At 45.3% G+C, this 21028-nt stretch carries 11 protein-coding genes and 1 pseudogene; 7 read left to right on the forward strand and 5 right to left on the reverse strand.

The genetic code is table 11. From position 1 onward, the window contains the following. Positions 1–93: 93 nt before the first annotated feature. Positions 94–1569, forward strand: a complete 1476-nt coding sequence (locus QT994_RS19810) for a mechanosensitive ion channel domain-containing protein (protein WP_333177377.1) — start codon at positions 94–96, stop codon at positions 1567–1569. Between the two features lie 10 nt (positions 1570–1579). Further along, positions 1580–2740, forward strand: coding sequence for a flagellar assembly protein H (locus tag QT994_RS19815; protein WP_333177379.1), 1161 nt, complete (start codon positions 1580–1582; stop codon positions 2738–2740). Positions 2741–2826: 86 nt separating this feature from the next. On the opposite strand, the gene QT994_RS19820 is transcribed toward QT994_RS19815, so the two are convergent. Beyond that, on the reverse strand, positions 2827–3435 hold the full coding sequence (locus tag QT994_RS19820) for a TetR/AcrR family transcriptional regulator (RefSeq protein ID WP_333049562.1): 609 nt from the start codon (positions 3433–3435) through the stop codon (positions 2827–2829). Positions 3436–3549: 114 nt separating this feature from the next. Between QT994_RS19820 and QT994_RS19825 the strand changes: the two genes are divergently transcribed. The 3 genes from QT994_RS19825 (at position 3550) to QT994_RS19835 (ending at position 7198) form a co-directional block, all read left to right on the forward strand. Beyond that, the gene (locus QT994_RS19825; RefSeq protein WP_333177381.1) at positions 3550–4980 is read left to right on the forward strand and encodes an HlyD family efflux transporter periplasmic adaptor subunit; all 1431 of its coding nucleotides are present in this window, start codon (positions 3550–3552) and stop codon (positions 4978–4980) included. Between the two features lie 64 nt (positions 4981–5044). Further along, entirely contained in the window at positions 5045–6229 is a 1185-nt protein-coding gene (devC, locus tag QT994_RS19830) for an ABC transporter permease DevC (protein ID WP_333177384.1), read from the forward strand. 252 nt (positions 6230–6481) lie between these two features. Beyond that, complete coding sequence (locus QT994_RS19835; RefSeq protein WP_333177387.1) at positions 6482–7198, forward strand: DevA family ABC transporter ATP-binding protein; 717 nt, start codon at positions 6482–6484, stop codon at positions 7196–7198. Positions 7199–7314: 116 nt separating this feature from the next. Here QT994_RS19835 and QT994_RS19840 read toward each other — a convergent pair whose 3' ends face one another. From QT994_RS19840 to QT994_RS19850, 3 genes and pseudogenes are all read right to left on the reverse strand, one after another. Further along, the gene (locus QT994_RS19840) at positions 7315–8370 is read right to left on the reverse strand and encodes a glycoside hydrolase family 104 protein (RefSeq protein WP_333177389.1); all 1056 of its coding nucleotides are present in this window, start codon (positions 8368–8370) and stop codon (positions 7315–7317) included. A 102-nt stretch (positions 8371–8472) separates the two neighbouring features. Further along, a pseudogene (locus QT994_RS19845) lies at positions 8473–9738 on the reverse strand (glycosyltransferase). A 565-nt stretch (positions 9739–10303) separates the two neighbouring features. Further along, positions 10304–11221, reverse strand: a complete 918-nt coding sequence (locus QT994_RS19850) for a YihY/virulence factor BrkB family protein (RefSeq protein ID WP_333049483.1) — start codon at positions 11219–11221, stop codon at positions 10304–10306. A gap of 111 nt (positions 11222–11332) precedes the next feature. On the opposite strand from QT994_RS19850, the gene QT994_RS19855 reads away from it, so the two are divergent. Both QT994_RS19855 and QT994_RS19860 read left to right on the forward strand, forming a co-directional pair. Next, positions 11333–12418 carry a hypothetical protein gene (locus tag QT994_RS19855; protein WP_333049484.1) on the forward strand — a complete coding sequence of 362 codons (1086 nt, stop codon included), beginning with the start codon at positions 11333–11335 and terminating at the stop codon, positions 12416–12418. A gap of 319 nt (positions 12419–12737) precedes the next feature. Then, the gene (locus tag QT994_RS19860; protein WP_333049485.1) at positions 12738–13631 is read left to right on the forward strand and encodes a CNNM domain-containing protein; all 894 of its coding nucleotides are present in this window, start codon (positions 12738–12740) and stop codon (positions 13629–13631) included. Positions 13632–13778: 147 nt separating this feature from the next. Here the strand turns inward: QT994_RS19860 and QT994_RS19865 are convergent, their stop codons facing one another. Continuing rightward, positions 13779–20756, reverse strand: coding sequence for an FkbM family methyltransferase (locus QT994_RS19865; protein ID WP_333177393.1), 6978 nt, complete (start codon positions 20754–20756; stop codon positions 13779–13781). Positions 20757–21028: the final 272 nt, after the last annotated feature.

Below are 21028 nucleotides of genomic sequence, written 5' to 3' on the forward strand. Positions count from 1 at the left end.
CTGCCTTGATTATTAAACTTGGCAGTAAAAATTTTATTGCTTATTACCATAAGCTTAAAATCTGAAAAAAAATTATTACTCCCTGGATTTAACTTGAATACAATACCCGAAGAATTCTTGCTCAAAATCATCCAAATGTTTACAGCAACCCTATTTAAAATAGGTGATAATCCTGTATCTCTGCAGTCCCTTTTGGAACTGATTTTATTGTTCATGGCTGTCCTCGTCATATCGCGAGCTTTTACGAATTTTCTTAAAGAAAGCTTGCTCGTTAGACTGGGAATTGACGAGGGAAACCGGGAAGCGATCGCCGTAATTATTGGGTATTTAATAGTCGCTTTGGGGGGTATCGTCGCCATCCAAAGCATTGGCTTCAACCTCGCTTCTTTTGCAGTAGTTGCGGGGGGACTGGGAGTCGGGATTGGCTTCGGAATCCAAGATTTGACAACTAATTTTGTCAGTGGCTTAACGCTGCTTTTAGACAGACCCGTGAAAGTCGGAGACTTTGTGGAATTAGAAGGATTAATGGGAATTGTCAAAAAAATCTCGATTCGATCGACCATCATCCAAACTAATGATGACTCCAGCGTCATAGTTCCCAACAGCAAAATGATTAGCAACAAAATTGTTAACTGGAGTTACGAAAACTCGCTACTCTGTCTGCGAGTTCCCGTAGAAGTAGCCGAGAATAGTAACCCGCTGTTAGTGACCGAAACTCTGTTGAATATTGCTTACGCGGAAGGGGGAGTTTTGTACGAACCTAATCCGAAAGTATTGTTTGTGGAGTTTGGTGATGATAGTTTTAAATTTGAACTTTTAGTGTGGACGGACAGGCCGACTGAAAGAGAATTAATTAAAAGTTCTTTGAATTTTGCGATTGAATACAATTTCCGCCAACATAAAATTGACTTCCCCTTCAATAACAGAGAAATTTATTTGCAAAATCCCGAAGTTCTGTTGTCAATGTTTAACCAAAAAGAAACTCCTATTGAAATCAGGAACACTTCCTCTGCAAACCAGCAAAAAATGCCGATTTTTGTAGAAGAAATGAAAAAGCAATCGTCCCTTAGCTGTTTGCTGCGAGAGGTGGAATACTTTAAAAATCTGACGGATCTCGAATTGCGGCAATTGATTGAAGTTGGATACCGCAAACGGCTGCGAGCGCAAGAATTTTTATTTCACGAAAACGACCCTGGAGATGCTTTTTACATGATTCTTTCAGGTTCAGTCGAAGTTTTTGTTGAAGCTATTGACAAACACCTGAATAACCTCACCACTGGTCAGTTTCTGGGGGAACTTTCTTTGATGTTGGGAATACCGAGAACTGCTTCGGTGAGAGCTTTAGAAGAAACAATTTTGTTTGCAATCAATAAAGAAGGTTTCCAGAAGGTTTTAACTGAACGACCTGATTTATCTGAACAGATTATTCAAGAAATAGTCAAACACAAAGAAGAGCTAAGCGAGAGACAGCAATTATTGCGAGAAATGGAATTAGTAGATGCAGCAGAAGAGGATGAAAATCCTGTAGAATGGGTGAGAAAACGGCTAAAAAATCTCTTTAGTGTTTAAAATAATTTATATGACGCGATTTATTCACGATCTTTTTGCCAAAGAATACCTGGAGGAATTGCTGTCGCCGATCGGAACGGTGAATATCGGCCGCGATGTCACTTCCGAAGTCCGAGAAATCGATGTTTATTTCACTCCCAGTACCGCAATTCCCGAATACTCAGAAACCCTGGGATTGTTGGGAAAAATGGCAAAAACAACTGCAATTTTTGAACCGTTTCGCAATCCGGCAAACGTCAGCGAAATTTGTAGCTGTCTGGGCAAGTTATTGGATGTGCGAGGTGAGTTGGAGCGAAAATTTAGGAGAGAAAATACTCGCTATGATGACGCTCAGTTACCCAAACTGTGGATTTTGATGCCCACAGCATCGAAAGCATTGGTAGATAGCTTTAATGCGATACCAGACACAGAGAATTGGATGCAGGGAATCTATTTTTTGGGTGAATCTTTGCGGACGGCAATTGTGGCGATTCACCAGTTGCCAGAAACTCCAGAAACCCTGTCGTTGAGGATTTTGGGCAAAGGGGGAGTGCAGCAAAGGGCTATTTCCCAATTAAGCGCTTTAGCTGCCGACGATCCGTTGCGGATTATCGCGCTAGAATTGCTGTATCGGTTACAGTCAAATTTAGTAACCGATGCGCCACAAGAATTAGAGCCAGAAGAGCGGGAGTTAATTATGGCCATTGCACCACTTTTTCAACAACAAATACAAGCAGCACAGCAACAAGCTAGAGAAGAAGGACTAGAACAGGGACTAGAAGAAGGACTAGAACGAGGGTTAGAACGGGGACTAGAACGAGGACTAGAACGAGGCAGACAAGAACAACAGCGCTTAATCTTAGAAAACTTTCTGCGAGTTAGATTTGGAGAATTAAGTCGAAAAATGACAGTTTTTCTATCCCCAATATCAAAGTTGGCTGCGGCGGAATTTACAGTGCTATTGCTGGCAATATCGATGCTGACAGTGGATGAAGCTGGGCGGGAAGCAGCGGTTAAATTGTTAGCTGAAAGTGCGTTGCAAACGCGATCGCCTGAATTGGGCGATCTTGTGCCTACAGCCGTTACTAATTTATTGGCATTGCCTGTAGCAGAATTGACATTGTTTGTAGAACAACTGCCGCAGTTATCGGCTGATGAATTGAGGGACAGGTTCGGAAAAACACCGGACTAAAACCTGTGATCGCAGCCATAAAGGGATCTCGCTCTTTATGGCTGCGATCGCTCTCAAATAAAATTCCTAAATTTTGCCGATCGCACTTAGGAATTGGACTGCCGGCCTAAAATCAAGTGCAGCAGACCGTCGATGAGTCGATCGCGCTCCATTGGAATAATATCTTTGCCGTGCATCATATGCTGCGTTAACTGGAAATATACCAGCGATCCAATAAAAATCCGCGCCGTTGCCTCCGGATCGGGCAATTTTAACTCTGGATGCGATGCCAAATATTGAGTAAGCCGATCGATACCCGGTTTAGCTAAGTTTTTCACAAAAGTCTGCGCTAGCTGGGGAAAACGCCCCGACTCCGCAATCACTAACCTCACAAAATTGAGAAATTCAGGTTCCTGCGTCACCTGCTCTAATAGAGTTGTGGCAACGAATCGCAGCGCTACGGCCGGTTCTTCATCCAGAACTATAAAAGAGACTTTTTCTCGCGCCAGCCGCTGTACCAAGGCAACGAATAATCCTTCTTTATCTGCAAAATAGCTGTAAACCGTGGCTTTGGAAACTCCTCCCGTCTTCGCTACCTTGTCCATACTCGTCCCCGCGTAGCCGTGGGTTAAAAATTCTTGCATCGCACCTTGCAGGATTTGCTCGGTTTTGTCACTTGCTGCTGTGTCTGATTCGATCGGTTTTGTCCTTGCCATACCTTGCTTCTGTAATTTTTATTTGGGATCTTGACATCATTATACTGAACGGTTTAGTATTAAAACATATCAGAACTAAACGGTTTAGTTTTATTCCTCAAAAAGAGGTATGTCATGGTACACCAACCAACAGCAGACGGCTTATCCTCAACTCCATCCCTAGTTAAACAACTCCTAGTTGTGGCAGCAGTAGCAACCCTGGCCGCAGGGGGAATCACAGGCTACACGATCTGGCGATCGCGCATACCTGATCCCAATGCAGTAGCCGCAGCAGCAGCAGCCGTCGCAGCATCCCAATTAACGACAGTTACAGCCTTGGGGCGACTGGAACCCAGAGGAGAAGTAATTAAAGTCTCCGCCTCCGGTGCGGCGGAAGGAAACCGGATCGATCGACTCTTAGTCAAAGAGGGAGACAGGGTGAAAACAGGTCAAGTGATCGCAATTTTGGACAGCCGCGATCGCCTGCAAGCAGCCCTCGACCAAGCTCAAGAACAAGTGCGCGTCGCGCAGGCTAATCTAGCAAAAGTGAAAGCTGGAGCCAAAAACGGGGAAATTCAAGCCCAAAAAGCGACTATTAGCCGTTTACAAGTCGATCGCAGCAACGAAATCACAGCGCAACAGGCGATCGTTGCGCGTCTAGAAGTCGATCGCAGCACCTCCATTGCAGCGCAACAAGCCACAATTGCGCGCTTGAGGGCCGAACAGCAAGGAGAAATTCAAACCCAACAAGCCACACTTGCCCGTCTACAAGCCGAACTCCGCAACGCCAGAAGCGAGGATCGGCGCTACTCCCAACTGTATGAACAGGGAGCAATTTCCGCTTCAACTAGCGACAGCAAAAGCCTCGCGGCCGAAACAGCCCAACAGCAAATCAACGAAGGAAAGGCAAAACTGAATCAAATTCGCCAATCCCGCCAACAACAAATTAACGAAGCCCAAGCCAAACTAAATCAAATTCAACAATCGGGCCAACAGCAGATTAACGAAGCGCAAGCCAAACTCAGCCAAGTTGAGCAATCTCGACACCAGCAAATCGACGAAGCCAAAGCAAATCTCGATCGCATCGCCGAAGTGCGTCCCGTTGACATAGCAGCAGCCGCCGCCGAAGTCAGTTCCGCCACTTCAGCAGCCAAACAAGCCAAAGCCAATCTGGATCTAGCTTACATCCGTGCTCCCAGAGACGCCCAAGTCCTGAAAATTCACACGCATCCGGGGGAAAGGGTAGGAAACGACGGCATTGTCGAACTGGGACAGACTCGCGAGATGCTGGCTGTTGCGGAAATCTACGAAAGCGATGTGGACAAAGTACGCCTCGGACAAACCGCCAAAATTACTAGCGATGCTTTGACCGGCGAATTGCGGGGAACTGTCGAACATATTGGTTTGCAAGTGCAGCGGCAAAACATTGTTAACACCGATCCTTCTGCGAATATTGATAGTGGAATTGTGGAAGTAAAAGTGCGCTTAGATGAAGCTTCCAGCCAGAAAGTAGCGGGATTAACCAATTTGCAAGTCAAAGTGGCGATCGGGGAAATTAAAGATTAATAAGTCTTAAACCGCAGGGTCGCTTTCTTCAATTCAAAACCCAAAATCTAAAATCTAAAATCCTATGATTGGACTAATAAAACCCTTAGAACAGTTAAGACGCAGAACTTCCCTTGGATGGCTGCAACTGAGTCACGACAAAGGGCGAATGCTCGTTGCAGTAGCAGGAATTGCCTTTGCTGACGTTTTGATGTTCATGCAGTTGGGGTTCCAAAATGCGCTTTACACCAGCAATACCCGGCTGCACCAAAGCTTGCAAACAGACTTAGTTTTGATTCACCCCCAAGCGCGAAATTTGATTAATTTGTCTTCCTTCCCCAGGCGCAGATTGTATCAAGCAATGAACGTACCGGGCGTAAAATCAGCCGAGCCGCTTTACGTGAAAATTGCTAACTGGAAAAATCCCGAAACTCGGCGCGAAACGTCGCTGATGGTGGTCGGTTTCAATCCCAACCACCCTGCGTTTGCGCTTCCAGAAGTTAACCAAAATTTGAGCGCGATTAAATTGCCGGATACTGTGTTGTTCGATCGAGCTTCTAGGGGAGATTACCAAAAAACGATCGCGCAAATCGCTGAAGGAAAAGCCGTTAAAGCTGAGGTAGAGCGGCGCACGATTAACGTCAGCGGTTTATTCACAGTTGGAGCATCTTTTGCCGCCGACGGTATTTTGATGACTAGCGATCAAAATTACCTGCGCCTGTTTCCCAGACAAAACGCCGCGAGTGTTAATGCCGGGTTAATTCAACTGCAACCGGGTGCTGACCCCGTGGAAGTTCAACAAGTTTTGAAAGCATACTTACCGGAGGATGTCAAGGTACTAACCAAACAAGAATTTATCGATTTTGAGAAAAACTATTGGGCTAAGAATACTGCGATCGGCTTTGTGTTTAATTTAGGCGTCGCGATGGGTTTTGTAGTTGGTGTCATTATTGTTTATCAAGTTCTCTCAACCGATGTCAGCGACCACATGGGAGAATATGCTACTTTCAAAGCGATGGGCTACCGCAATGTTTATTTACTCGGCATCGTTTTTGAAGAAGCTCTAATTCTTTCCATCCTCGGTTTTGTGCCGGGAGTAGGAGTCTCTTTCGGCCTCTACTCTTTAACTCGCAAAGCTACAAATTTACCCCTTTATATGACGCTGGTTAGAGCAGTTATAGTATTACTTTTGAACGTGATAATGTGTACTATTTCGGGAGCAATTGCCACTCGCAAACTGCAAGCAGCCGATCCAGCAGATATGTTTTAAATGAATAAACGAGTCTAAAGAACACTAAATCCTAGTTAGCAACCCATTTATAAGACTCTGCTGTTGATATCAATCCTACAAAAACGAAGTCAGTCTCTGCGGACTAAAGAATAAAGGGGTTATTAAAGACAGATTTGGTAGACATTCCTGAGTATAAACATATTTTTTGTCATCATTCTGTTCTTTTTATCTCTGCATTTTCTGTAACGAAAGCGGTTTATTCTTCAATCTAAAACCTCAAATCAATAAAATATGAATTATACTACTCTCTACCCAACAACCAACGTATTACAGATTCCTGCACCTGTAGTTTCCGCGCACCAACTAGACCACTACTTCGGTCAAGGCCAACTGCGAAAACAGGTACTTTTTGACATTAATCTCGAAATAAAAGCAGGTGAAATCGTGCTGATGACGGGGCCTTCTGGTTCAGGAAAAACCACGCTTTTAACTTTGATTGGGGGACTGAGATCCGGTCAATCGGGAAGTCTCAAAATTCTCGGTAAAGAGATGTGCCAAGCGAGTTCAGACCAATTGGTAAAGGCGCGGCGGAAAATAGGCTATATTTTTCAGGCGCACAATTTACACCGCAGTTTGACGGCGCTGCAAAACGTGCAGATGGGTTTGGAAGTTCACGGGAATTTGTCGCGTTCCCAAATGCGTGATCGCTCTGCAAAAATGCTAGAGTTAGTAGGACTGGAACAGCGGATTAACTATTATCCAGATGATTTGTCGGGAGGACAAAAACAAAGAGTTGCGATCGCCCGCGCTTTGGTCAGTCAACCGCAAATTGTTCTAGCTGACGAACCAACAGCCGCCCTAGACAGCAAATCCGGTCGCGAAGTGGTGAATTTGATGCAGCAATTAGCCAAAGAGCAAGGCTGTACAATTCTGTTAGTAACCCACGATAACCGAATTTTAGATATTGCCGATCGCATAGTTCGCATGGAAGATGGAAAATTAGCCTAATTTTTAAATTTCCGAAGAATCGACATTACCCATAACTCCCTCATTTTCAATTTTGGATGTCAAAATTTAATCCAAAATTGCCAAACCCCAATCTAAACTCGTCCTGGGACTATTCACTAATTGCTAACAACTAATCCTTGTCGGTAAATCCCCAAATTTTGCAGGTACATTGCTTCGAGTTTGGGCATCGACGATTCTACAGAACCGCCATAACGCCGAAAAGAAGGCCAGATGTAAGCGAGTTTTCTGACTGCTGACTCCAATCGACCCGCTTCTATATCTTCTAATGCACCTTTTTCTCGGATTAATTCTACAGCTACAAGGTCTTGATTTTGGGGGCTGAAATCGCTGATGCTAAATTTTTTGGCAAATCTGTCCCAAGTGGTGCTGAGAAACTGATATCGCCCCGCTGCGTCGGAACAGAGTTTTTGGCCATAGCGGCGGCCGCACCTCATTTCCCTGGGATGATCTTGAAAGCTGACAAATTTCGTGCCGGTGTACTGGGTGCGGTAGCCGTCGGGGCTAGCGGTTCCTTCGGCGGTGGCAATCGTGTCGAGAAAGGCTTTGACTCGACGTTCCGGGCCGATGCTATCGAATCTGCTATCCTGTATGGGCTCTGGTGAATTGAGGGTGGCAGTTTCCGATTCCCGATCGCGCTCCATGTTATCCTCTCCTTTGTCTGGTGAGTCGAGGGCCGCAACTTCCGGCAAGCGTTTCGGGGTGGGTGAGCTTTCTGCCCAGACTGATTGTCCCCACAGTCTCGGCGTCATTCGACCTAAGAAAAAGCACAAACAGATTAATAAAGTGCACGAAAGTTTAAAACGGAGGCGTTTGGACAGTTGCCTGCGCTGCCACACCGGCCACCCGTGCAGAGGGACGGCTGCGGGCAAGATTCCCGTTTGCTGGCCGAAGGCGAACAGCGATTTCAGCGCTAGCAAGGTTTGCTTGTAGAAACCGGGTGCAAGTTTGCGAGCTCTCATGGCTGCAGCGAAAGTCTCGACATCAGTCAGAGTCACTTCTGCCAGCGGTTTTTCTACAAACAGCCGAAAACGGTTGGCCGCCTGCCAGCTAAAGCGCTTGCTGCGGGGGGATTTGCGCTCCACCCACAGGCGAATTAGCTCGATGTCTGAAATGGGTTGCAGATGGCTTCCCAGATGTTCTGGCGCGTACAAGAGTACCTCCTGATATCACTTCTAGTTGAAGGTTCCCAGTTAGAACGGATGAGTGAAACAGGGATCAAGGGAAACTGGCTTCAACTATACTAAGTGATACTACTAAGCGCTCACCGGGTCAAGTTGAATGGCCGATTGTTCGAGCAGTTGAGTGTAAAGTTGACCCAGTTGGGAGGCGATACCGTCCCAACTGAAATAGGTTTCGACGCGCTGGCGGCCTGTGTGTCCGAGTTGCTGGCGCCATACTGAGTTAAGTAACAAGCGATCGATCGCATCGGCAAAGGCTGCTTCATTTTTCGGGGGCGCAAGCAAACCTGTTTCTTGGGGAACTACAGTATATTTGAGCCCTCCCACGTCGGAGGCGATTACGGGCGTGCCGCAGGCCATCGCTTCAATGGCGACTAAACCGAAGGGTTCGTAGTGGCTGGGAATGACGCACACATCGGCCGCGGCGTAGTAGGCGGGGAGAATGTCTATGCTCAAGGCGCCGGGAAAACTGGTAATGTCGCTCATGCCGAGTTCTTCAACGATGCTGCCGATACGATCGCGCTCTTTACCGTCGCTTTCCCCCGCACGCCAACCGCCACCAATTATGAGTTTTAAATCGGCTTTGGGCGTCGCCGACAGACTGACGGCGCGGACTAAGGTTTCGATGCCCTGGCGGGGGTCGAAACGACCTACGTACAACACGACTTTGGTTTCGGGGGCTATGCCCAAGTGGCGGCGGGCGGTCGATCGGGCGATCGAGCCGAACCGTTCAATGTCGGTACCGCAGGGAATAATGTCAATGTTGCCTTTTGAGGAAACCAGAGACCTCATGTGTTCTTTTTCTTGGGGGCTGGTAGCCACCACGCGATCGGCTGTTTCCAGAAGTGTTTTTTCTACTTGCAGCCTGGTTTTGGCAATCATCGGAATTGTCGAAACCGACTTGTATTTAATTGCTGCCAAAGAATGGTAAGTGTGAACTTGCAGCAGAGGTTGCGATTTTTTCAACTCCATTCCCACCCAAGAAGACAGTCAGTAATTGGTGTGAACTAACGGATATTGAAAGCCTGACTCTAACTGAAATTTCAGAAATTCTTGAACAAAGATTGGTAAATATCCATAAATTTCGTCCCCGGAAATAAATTCTTGCGACCCTGCTACTAGCCGAATTGTCCGGCAATTGGGACTGTGCTGTACAATTCTTGCTTGTTGGCGATCGGATGAGCGGGTGAACATATCAACTTGCCACCCCTGTTTCGCCAGAGATTCTCCTACTTGACGCACGTAAACATTTGGTCTGCCCGCTTCTTCTTTGCCAATTTCCACAGCGGGATCACCGTCTACGGAGATGAGAGCGATGCGTTTTTTAGTTGATGAAATCATGCTTTATTACCAAAATTTTAAAAATTTTTAGGAGAAGATTGAAACTGCTATTTTGGCTGATCCGCCGGGACTGGAATCTTCTAGGTAATTTGTATTAAAGTGAAAATGCGGGATCGATAAATCATCCTTCAGGGATAAGTTGCAGGTAAAAATTGACAGACGACTTCCTTCTGCTGACAGAGACGTGCAGCAGCTAAAACTCTAGATAATCTAAATAGAAATGAATGAGGGTGAAGGTAATTTTCCGGATTCTGGCCGGTGTAAAACTCGCACCTCCTAGCCATCTCTAACTCGAGCCTGCTTTCAGCTTGCTGCTAGAGATGCGAGGTCAGCAGAAGGTATAATTTGACCCCTCTGAATAAATAGGTAGGGATTTGGAGAAAGTAGAATTCTGCCGTCTCGAAGACCGAATATTACAGGGCAAGGGAAAAAAAAGCAAAGTTATTGCATTCAAAATCTTTCTTTCGTTCCGCCTTGCACCTTCTGTCTTTTTCCCTCTTCCTTTTTGCTTCTTCTATCAAACTCGGAGTGCGAGTTTAACCTCAAGTTTCCCGTTTGTCTAATGTTAAGAGTTCTTGCGAGGTTTGCGTGCCGAGGATTCCCCATTTTCGCTGTTGAGGAGATTGTTTCGCGAATCTCGCATTCTGGAGCCGTATCGGTTAGCCCAAACTTGGGTAAACTCGGCACCTAAGAAGAGAATTTGAGCGGAATAATTAATCCACAGCAGGATAATCACGAACGATCCAGCAGCACCGTAGGTAGAGGCAATACCGCTACCTCCGAGGTAAACTCCAATTAGGGATTTGCCGATCGTAAACAGCATTGAGGTGATGGCGGCGCCGATCCAAACATCATTCCAGGCAAGATGGACATCGGGCAAAAGTTTGTAAATTAAGGCAAAAAGCAGCGTAACTACGCCAAAGGAGATAGCAAAGTCCACAATCTGCCAAATACCCACTGGTAATTGCAGCCAGCCGTTCAACCAATAGCTGACGGCAGCTAAAACGGCGCTAAGGACTAAAGATACTAGCAGTAAAAAGCCTATACCTAAAATCATTGCAAAAGACAATACGCGGTCTTGCAAAAATCCCCAGATGCCTCGTCCGGGAGGCGGTGAAACATTCCAAATAGTATTGAGGGCTTCTTTGAGATTAGTAAACACGTTGGAAGCGCCCCACAAAAGTGTAGCGATGCCGACTAAAGTAGCAATCATTCCCGACTTGGGTTCGGAGGCTTTGAGAATCAGTTCTTGGACAGTTTGGGCGCCATCTTTACCGATTAAACTTTGGAGTTGGGCGACGATTTGACCTTGGGCTGCGTCTGCACCAAAGACTAAACCGACGATCGCAATTACGATAATTAGCAGCGGGGCGAGGGAGAAGACTGTGTAATAGGCTAGGGCGGCGGCTAAGGTTGGCGCTTTATCTTCTTGCCATTCAGTAAAAGTTTGTTTGAGCAGCGATATGACTGTTTTTAAGTTCACGACATTTGGTTTCCTTATACTTATCGTCCAAGGGATTTTAGTAGGTTAAGAGTTTTTTAGCCTCGGCCACAAGATAGATTTATCGATTAGCAAGTTCGGAAAATTACTTTTATGTCAAATTCCCACACAACTGTTAACAGCACCGATGTAAAATCGTCCAAAAAAGCAATTTCTTGGGCCAAACTGAGCGCATTAGTAGCGGTGGTCAATTTCTTGCTAGTGCTTTTTCATTTCAGTTACCTTCAGTTGCGACCTGTTTATCAGAGCTTTTTTCCGGGTTTAGTTAAAATTTATGACCCGATTAAAGGCATTGATTCAAGTTTGCCAAATCCCGAATATTTGAAAAGCCCTGACCAGTTTTGGCGAATTGATACCTTTTTTATCGGTTTTTTTGGGGCGGAATTTTTGATTAAAAGTCTGTTCCACACCCGCCGCAAACCCGGGGTAACTTGGTTTGATTTTGTGCTGAGGCGCTGGTACGAGGTGTTTATGGTGATCCCGATTTGGCAGGGGTGCCGCATTCTGCCGGTATTGGTGCGGCTGCACAAGTCGGGTTTGCTGAATCTCGATCGCGCAGTTGCTCAAGTTACCTACGAACCGGTGGCTTATTTAGCCAATACGATGTCGGAATACATGATGGTGCGGTTTATCAATCAAGCTAAAAGTTCGATAAAACAGGGCGACGCGGCGCAGATGTTGCTGGCGCAGCAGCCGTACCTTCACGTCAATCAGGAAAATACGATCGAACAAATTACCAAGCGGATTTTGGATCTGACAATTTACAAAGTTTTGCCGCAGGTGCAACCGGATTTGGAAGAATTGCTGCACCACAATTTGGAAACAACAATCAAACAGTCGGATTTTTATCAAATCGTCCAAACTTTCTCTCCGATTAACATTTTGCCGACGGAGATGACCGAACAGCTAGCAAATTATTTGGCTCAAACTGCTGTGGATGTGGTATCTACTACTTACGAAGACGATAAAGGTCGAAAAATTCTAGATAATTTCAGCCAAGAATTTAATCAAAGTTTGCGGCGGGAATTGCAAGATGAGAAAACTCTCGGGGAATTGCAGTCGCTGCTGTCGGATTTGTTAGAAGAAGTGAAGTTGAATTACATTCAAGGCGGGTTGAAGTCCGATCCGGTGCAGACTTTTACGGAAATTAACTCGCTCCGGGGAGTAAGGGAGAGTTGATACAGCAATGAGTTCCGGTGTTGTGAATTGGATTTTTTTACTCCCATCTTGCATCATTGTCAAGAACAGGCAAGATGCCTGTTCCTAAACAAGTAATTGAGAATGGTGCAATATCTCAGGTAAAACGAACCGCGAAGACGCCAAGGGCACCAAGGAAGAGAAGAGAAAGAGTTCACAAGTTCTACGGGTAAGGTGCACCTCGGCGCACCTACGAATAAGGGTAGTGAGGATATCCGAAATGTCGGGCGTTCAACCTATCTGAAGCGCAAGCTAAAATAAAAGAATTAACCTAAAACATCTATCATATTAGAGATCTATCTTGAACAACCTTACTTGCCTGGAAATAGAAGTCGCTCAAACAATGCTGAGATTAGCAATGTTGCTGGGCTTAACCCTTTTAATCGCGTTTTTTGTGGCGTCAGAACTAGCATTAGTATCAGCCGATCGCCATCAAATCCGCCAACTGGCCCACTTGGACGATCGCCCAACTGCTAAAACCGCCGAACTCGTCCACCAAGCTCAAAACAACATACCGCATTACCTGTCTGTGACTCAAACTGGCACAACAGCAGGGAGTTTGCTGTTAGGTTGGTTGGGTGAGGGAGCGACTGTACACTGGATCGAACCGTGGATCGACAAATTGCCTATCGGTCATTTCCCGGCCGTGCTGACTGCTCATTCGATCGCAGTTCCCGCAGCATTCATCTTAGTAACTTACGTCGAGATAGTCTTAGGAGAACTAATCCCCAAAGTATTAGCAAACCACGCCCCAGAACGCACAGCTTTGCTGTTGATGCCGGCCCTCGAACTCTGCTCCAAATTACTGTGGCCGCTGCTAGCAATTCTCAACGGTACGGTGCGGCTGCTGACTGGTTGGATTACCAGTCAAGAGTCTCAACCCCTGCTGTTACCTTCCGAAGCAACGATCGTTCAAAAAGATGCTCATTCGGCACTAATTTCTGGCAATTGGGAAGTGACCGCAGTTAACGAAAAACTCGGGTTAAACCTGCCGACAAACCAAGCTTACCAAACAATCGCCGGATTCGTGATCCACAATTTAGGTAAAATGCCCAATCAAGGCGATCGGCTATTGTGGGGCGAGTTAGAAATAGAAGCAGAAAATGTAGTAGAAGGCAGTTTAGAAACAGTGCTAGTGCGTCAGGTAACTCGCCCTTTGTTTGAGACTCAACAGCCAGAACTCGTGTTAAATTAAATTACTACGGCTAGGGACAATGATTTCTCAAATCTCTCTCTTCCCTTCTATTCTCTTCCTTCGTGTCATAAGCGTCTTCACGATTCGTTTCCATCCTGAGATTTGAGATTAGCAACTAATCCCAAATCTCAAAACCTGCGCCTTTCATCACCCAACAGCCACTTTAACCGCACCCCCAACAAACTGCTCGTAATCCTCGAACAACCACTCCGGCAAACAAGTATTTGCATCCTGAACCCGCAACTGTCCAAGGCTACAATACAGCATTGCCGCCAACAAATTATTCACAGCTTTAGGCGTTCCAAACCCTTTACTCAACTCAACAACCAACGACTTGAAAAACTCACGATCGCTCTCATTCAGCGGCTCGTTAATAAACCCGCTGCCCAGCATTGCTTTGTAACCCTTGCCAAAATCGCTCCGGTACAAAACTTCTACTTGTTCGCCGGAAACGCTCAGCCACAAATCTGCAATTTGCTTGCGAATATGCCGCAAATCTGCTATTACCAATTCAGCCGTCGGGTCTATTTCATAGAGATTGAGGGCAGCAGTTAATTGATTGAGAAACTGCGGCAGATAATCTTGTTTGACAAGTGTTGGTTCTGTTGGCGCAAATGCGCTTTCAAACACCTTTTCGTAATCTTCAAGCAACCACTGGGGCAAGCGGGTGCGAGCATCGGGAACCCGCATTTTTCCCGGAACAAAATACAGCATTGCCCCCAGCAGAGCATTGATAGCTTGAGGCTGCACCAACCCTTTGCTAATTTCGGTCAATTGCTGCAAAAATTTTTGTTCGGCTTCAGTCATTGCTTCAGCTTGCAAGCCGCAGCTAAGAATTGCTTGATATCCCTTGCGAACCTCTCCTCGGTAAAAGTTTTCGAGTTTTTCTGAAGGAACACTCAGCCAAAAATCAGCCATTTGTTTTCTGATTTGGCGAAGTTCCAAAACTATCGATTCGTCAGACGGATCGATGCGGTAAAGATTGACGCATCCTAACAGTTGATTCGCAAATTGCGGGGATTGAATGTATTGAGCTAGCAAGTCAGAACTTGAATCAGACTTGATGGCGGCTTCAGTCTCAAAAACTTGTTCGTAATCCCCAATTAACCAGTGCGGCAAACGGTTGCGAGCGTCGGGAATTCGCATAGTTTCCGGTGGGAAATACAGCATCGCCGCGAGCAAGGCGTTGACAGCTTTGGGATGGACTAATCCTTTGCTAATCTGGGTTAATTGCTGCAAAAATATTTGTTCGCTTTCGATCATCGGTTGACGTTGGAAACCGCTCTTGAGCAGGATTTGATAGCTGTTACCTGAAGCGCTTCTGTAGGCGGTTTCGAGGTTTTCGGCAGGAAGGTTCAGCCAAAAATCAGCGATTTGTTTGCGGATTTGACGCAGTTCGGATATTGCTGAGATGTTTGATGAATTTCTCTGGTAAAGTTGGACGTTATTCGAGAGGCTCTCGCCCAAATTTACCTGGGGGCTGCTATCCTCTAAGCTGCGGGATGCTTCTAGGTGGCTGGTTTGCCATTGGCCAAAGAGTTCTTGGAATAATTTGCCGATCCCCCCAGAGTATGCAACACTATCAAAAAAAGCGGGATTAGCTTGCATTTTCTGCTGAATTTCCTGCCGTTTTTGCTGCCGCAATTGTGGGTTAGTGCCGAGAGTAACTGCTAGCTGAATGTAAGATGCTTCGCTATTGGCAATTAAATCCGGCATAGAGAGCGATCGTAGCACCGCTGCCCCCATTCTCGATCGCAAAGTATCACCATCCCTAACCACCGTTGGAAGTCCCACCTCTAACGGATCTACAAGCGAAGTAGTCCCCGCATAGGGATAGGAATCCAAATAAACATCCCCCAACTTCAAAACTTCTTTAACATCCGCACGGTTAGGAAAACTCTTCAACACCCGCAAACGATTACTCTCAATGCCATACTTAGCAAAAACGGCTTTCATATTATTCACAAAAGCCCCCCCTGGATAATGATTAGTCCAGCTAGGGCCGAAGGGCATTAAAAACAGCACCGAATTAGGAACAGCAGCAATAATCTTTGCCCATGTTTCCCTTAATTCCGGCAGTAGCTTATACAAATTCGCACTCGAAATAAAGACAACCGATTCCTCGGAAATGCCGATACTATTTCTAGTGAAATTAATGTTAGGAGTGTAAGGTTCGAGGGTATAGCTAAAACAGCAACCAGGCCCGTCAAGAGTTGCTAATTGCTCGCGATAATGCTCCTGTCCTTCAGGTGTCGGTTCCATCAACTTACCAGCAATGTAATAGTCAATGTGTCGCATTCCTGTGGTAATGGGAGAATTAAAACAGGTAGTTTGTACCCGCGCCAATCGATGCAATGCTAGTAAACTAATCGGATGAGTAACCGCAGTAATATTGGTAGCAATCAGCAGAATATCTAAGTCATCAGCACGGATCGCCTGAACTTGACTTGCCAAGTCATTAGACAGTTTCACCAGTCTGTCAGCGCGACTCTGACAATACTGTTCGAGTTTATTACCGTCGAGATTGAGAGCGTATAAAATAATTTCAAATTGCTCTCGATTCAGATATTCAAAAGCGGGCAAGGTAGCGAAAGTTTCCGTCATCGCCCCGAAATGTTTAGTCAGGATACCGAGGCGAATTTTCTGCCTGTTTGCAGGTCTAGCCGGAAAAATGCAATCAATCGCAGCGCCACGATTTTTCATGGCATATTCAATAATATCTGCCCGCTTTGTGTAGATATCCTTGAGATTTTCACTATTGAAGTACAGAGGAATAAAGTTAGCGCATTGAGTGAAAAACCAGGCGATGTCCTGCCAGACTTGTGAGTTTTGGTTCTTGAAGATATTGCTATGCAAATAACTGACCCATCCCTGCACATACCGACAATAATTGTCAGCCTCTCCTATTTCTTGAAATAGAGTAGGCGCGGCAAACATAAATTTGAGATAGTCGTTGACAAACCAATTAGGTATAGCTGCATTTTCATAGTTCAGCCACAACTGGTCAGCACGACGATAGAGGGCGGCTGCTAGTAGGTAGTTAATGTCTTTGGGAGTTTTAATTCCCTGGGAGAGATGTGCTGCTAGTCGATCGATAACACTCTTATCGGCATCTGTCACCGCTTCATCTTTGATATTGCTGTTTAGCAGTAGCTGATGCGCCTTACCTGCATCACCGGCATAGACATTTGCCAGTTGTTCTGCAGGCAGAGTCAGCCAATAATTGGCAAGTTGCTGCCGGGATTGGCGGATGTTAGCGAGGTTTACTTCATTAGCTTGATCTTTTTGATACTCTCCCACATATTGGGACAGCAGAGTTAAAAATTGTTCGGGTTTGTTAAATTCAACTAACTCATTAGCAATTAAATTGCCGTGTTGCTGCAAAATTTGTTGTGACCAACGCACTTCTTCTGGCTTGTAAAGTTGAGAGTGGAGGTGAATAATTGTGGCTCTCATTAAGTCTAATTTTGGGCGATCGCCAGCCATTTTTTGGGTTCTGCTAGAGCCGTCGCCGTGCTGCCTATAATAGAGGTAAGGCTTAGGCAAGCGATCGCCTAACCAGCCTTTTTCATAGGCAGAAACCCAAAATTCCCAATCTTCGCATCCCAGCTTCATCACTTTTTTCAATCCACCTACTTGCTCGTAAATCTCCCTTCTAAACAGGGAAGTTGCAGGGGCTTGATTGTCTCTCAAAAACCGATTGGCATCAAAGTCACCGTGAACAACTAAATCACAGTTTGCTCCGAAGTGCTGCACATCTGTATAGACAAAACCAACATTGGGTTTTGCTAATAAAATTTCCACGCACTCCTCTAGAAATTTGGGATGAAGTTTATCATCAGCATCTAGGAATAAAATAAACTTTCCTGATGACGGCTGAACGCCAAGATTTCTGGAATCAGCGGGCCCCGTGTTGGCTTTATCTATGAGGCGAAGCGATTTTTGAGGATACAGTTTAATTAAATATTTGGCGAAGTTGCTGGTATCATCAGTGCTGCCATCATTGACAATTATGCACTCCCAGTTTTGATAAGTTTGACTAACAACACTTTCAACAGCTTCTCTGAGTAAAGTTGCGTGATTGTAGCAGGGAATGATTACGCTGACGAGTGTTTCTGCGGAGGTGCGGTAGGGGATGGCATTTAGCTGTGATGGAGAGAGTGAAACAGGTACTGTAGTGGCTGGTTTTACACCTCGGCGAGTGATCCCATATTCATCCCATATTTGCCGAGTTTCTTGGTACGATATGGGCGATGAATGTTGCAAACCTTGTTGATTTTCGTAGTACAAGCCGAGAATTTCTGGCAAGTGCACAATGTTTTCGCTTTTGCCAATCCGCAGCCAAAATTCGTAATCGCCAGCCGCCGTAAATTCGCTTCGGAAATAGCCATATTTTTCGTGGAGCGATTTTTTCCACATCGGCTGGGGGCCAATAATGCAGCGCCTTTCGAGTTCGCTGTAGTCAAAGGCTGGCCAATTCCAGCCCTTTTCGGCTTGGGTTTTGGCAAAGGTATCGTTGGCTGTGCTGGTGATTAATTGATCTGCGTAAACCAGACTTACTTCGGTGTTTTCGTCCAAGTATTTCGACATGAATTCTAGGGCATCGGGGCGGTGTATGTCATCGGTGTTAGCATTAGTTATGTAAGCTCCGCGCGACATCTTAATGCCTCGGTTCCAGGCGGCATATAATGTCTCGCGTTCAGAAGTGCGATCGTACACAATATTCGGATATTTCGCTTGAAATTCCCGCACAACAGACTGTTCATTTTCTTGGGAACCGCTGTCAATTACTATGATTTCGAGTTGGCCTTGTTTGTACAGCGTTTGCTCTACTAAGTCCTGCAAGCAGCCGCGGATAAATTTTTCGGAATTGTAAGTAGAAACGATCGCAGATACTTTAAAAGCCGACGGGACAGGCTGCGACTTCTCAAATACTGCTCGCTCTAAATTGATGTGGTCGCTAGTTTCATATCTAATTATCTGCTGATTTTGGTCAATCATTTGCCCAGCTTGTACAGCGACACTTGTTAGTTCTGCTTGTAACTGATTGGGATTATTTGACAGCATTTCCTGAAATTTCCGGGACAAATCCGGCTGGAAAAAACCCGTGAAGTGAATTCCCATCTTTTGCCAAAAATCGTTGATGTAATTCACCGGGTGTTTGACATGATAGGCGATCGCCGTTTCTAAATATTTGACAGTCAACCCTTTTTGCTGAGCGATCAGCGGTATCCACAAATCCCACCAAGGAAGACCTAAACAGAATTGGGAATCAGGAAACTGTTTTAATAATTCCTTGTCAAAGAAGAAGAAATCAAACCCCTTAGCGTAAATTTTTCCGCCTACTTTTTCTGGAGAATCAACATCTGTTCGCGAACCAAAAACTACGGCATTTTCAGCCTGTTGGCAGATAAAGGAAATTAAATCGCCGTCGGCTTTCAGGCGGATATCTGAATTGACAATACCACAAATTTTTGTACCGCGATCGCGCAAATAAATAAACAGATCCTCAAGATAAACTAACGGTCTTCCAGCCTCTGCCCGCGCGTCACGTTTTACCTCATGAAAAGTAACATTTTCATAGATGGGCTGCAATTGACTAATTTCTTCCCGGCTATTGAGCGAAACAGCGTCAAATCCAAGCAATCGCCAGCTTTCTAAAGCGGCCCGCTGATTTTCGATATTTCCCGGTGCAATACTCGTGGTAATTGCGACCCTGTTCCTGTTGTTTGCGGGCGAACTCCTCAAATTCAAATTGTCAGTATCTGGAAGGCTGACTGTGGTTTTGACATAAAAAGCATCCCCCCAAGATGGATGAGATGGAGTTGCCACTGCTACTCGTTGAAAGCCATATTCCTTCAGATAATCGTCCACTTGGTTGATTAACGCACACCCTTCATACAGTTCTTCGCAATTAACTTCTGTACTGATTGCATCAATATATTTGAGAGTTTCCCCTGCGCCTTGCAAAGCCAAAAGTTCTGCGCCTTGAATATCAATAACCAAGAGATTAAACTCAGATGAGTTCAGCCCACTTTCTTGCAGCAGAGAGTCAAGAGTTCTCGACGGTACTGTTACTTGATTAACCTCCACCATACCAGGGTAAATTTCCTTGTGCAGCTTTAGTGGCAGAATACTGCTGCTCATATCGTGGGAATTCACCCGCAAATTAACAGTGCCGTTTTGGTTGCTGACCGCACAGTTTGCCAGCCACACATTAGGTATTCCTGCTATATTTGCTTTCAACCTTTCAAAGACAGATGGGTTAGCTTCTACAAACAACACTTTTTCCACACCCATCACTTGATATTCCTGCATTTCTTGCCCTTCGTGAGCGCCTATGTGCAGTACACCTCGCGGGGGAATTGAGTATTGCTGGCAAAGCTTCTGTAAGTCTAGATAGCCTACCGTTACTGCTACTTCATTACTGATTTGGGGTACAGTTTTTGTCTCTGATATATTATGTTGAGATTCCTCAAATTTTGCGTAGATATCTCCCCACAGCAATGCCTCATTAGCAGACTCTAAATAATTAAAAAGATGGCTATCAGAAACCCAGTCAGAAAATACTAAATTGCTGGCTTCGCCCTTAGCAATGTTGAAAAGCTTATATCCCAGACTTTTAAGATGATCGATGCAATTTTTAGTTTCTTGAATAAATTCAATAGCAAATTCAAATGAGATGTAACGAATTGGTACAGATAGTCCTTTTAATACCTGATACTCAAATCCTTCAACATCTATTTTACAAAACTGCGGATGCCCCCACAGTTTTATCATCTCATCTAACGTAGTAACTTCGACTGTAACAGTTTGATTCCAATCGTATTGGGAAAAACGCCCGGTTTTCCATTTTTTGGAAAAAGTTGATATGTAATTAGCATCAGTACATACTGAAAGCTCCATAGTCCCGGCTTGCTCGCCCAACCCTTTATTAACGATGACAGCGTTGGGATTTTGGTGGTATTTTTGAGTTAAGATAGTTAAACAATCCGGTTGCGGTTCAAAGCATATTACTTTCGCCCCAGCAGCTAAATACAAATCAGCTTTCTGCCCAATGTTAGCCCCGACATCAAAAACAGTATCTCCTGCCTCAACAAAATTGCGAATAAAATTAGTTGCCATTGATAATTTAATGTCCATTGTTCTTAATTATTGTTATTTGCCACCAGTGAAAGCCAAAATTAAAACCTTTGTGAACCGTCAATCTTAAACTTTGACCTTTTACAGCATCATTTTATGGAGCGCCCAAGCGCTGACGCTTAAACTTTTTGAGTTGTTCCCCCGTTTGGAAACAGGCACATCGTCTGCCCTAGCCTCTGCGGTATCAGAGCGATCGCACTGCTATTTGTCCAAGGCTCGTTCAGAGTTATACGCCAAATCTGCTCCCTAAACAG

The sequence above is a fragment of the Microcoleus sp. S13_B4 genome, from assembly GCF_036700885.1.
GTDB lineage: Bacteria > Cyanobacteriota > Cyanobacteriia > Cyanobacteriales > Microcoleaceae > Microcoleus.

What these genes read in the sequence shown, in the direction of transcription:
- QT994_RS19815 (WP_333177379.1), top strand. Translation starts at nt 1,580, where the DNA reads ATGACGCGATTTATTCACGATCTTTTTGCCAAAGAATACCTGGAGGAA.
- QT994_RS19820 (WP_333049562.1), bottom strand. Translation starts at nt 3,435, where the DNA reads ATGGCAAGGACAAAACCGATCGAATCAGACACAGCAGCAAGTGACAAA.
- QT994_RS19825 (WP_333177381.1), top strand. Translation starts at nt 3,550, where the DNA reads ATGGTACACCAACCAACAGCAGACGGCTTATCCTCAACTCCATCCCTA.
- devC (WP_333177384.1), top strand. Translation starts at nt 5,045, where the DNA reads ATGATTGGACTAATAAAACCCTTAGAACAGTTAAGACGCAGAACTTCC.
- QT994_RS19835 (WP_333177387.1), top strand. Translation starts at nt 6,482, where the DNA reads ATGAATTATACTACTCTCTACCCAACAACCAACGTATTACAGATTCCT.
- QT994_RS19855 (WP_333049484.1), top strand. Translation starts at nt 11,333, where the DNA reads ATGTCAAATTCCCACACAACTGTTAACAGCACCGATGTAAAATCGTCC.
- QT994_RS19865 (WP_333177393.1), bottom strand. Translation starts at nt 20,756, where the DNA reads ATGGCAACTAATTTTATTCGCAATTTTGTTGAGGCAGGAGATACTGTT.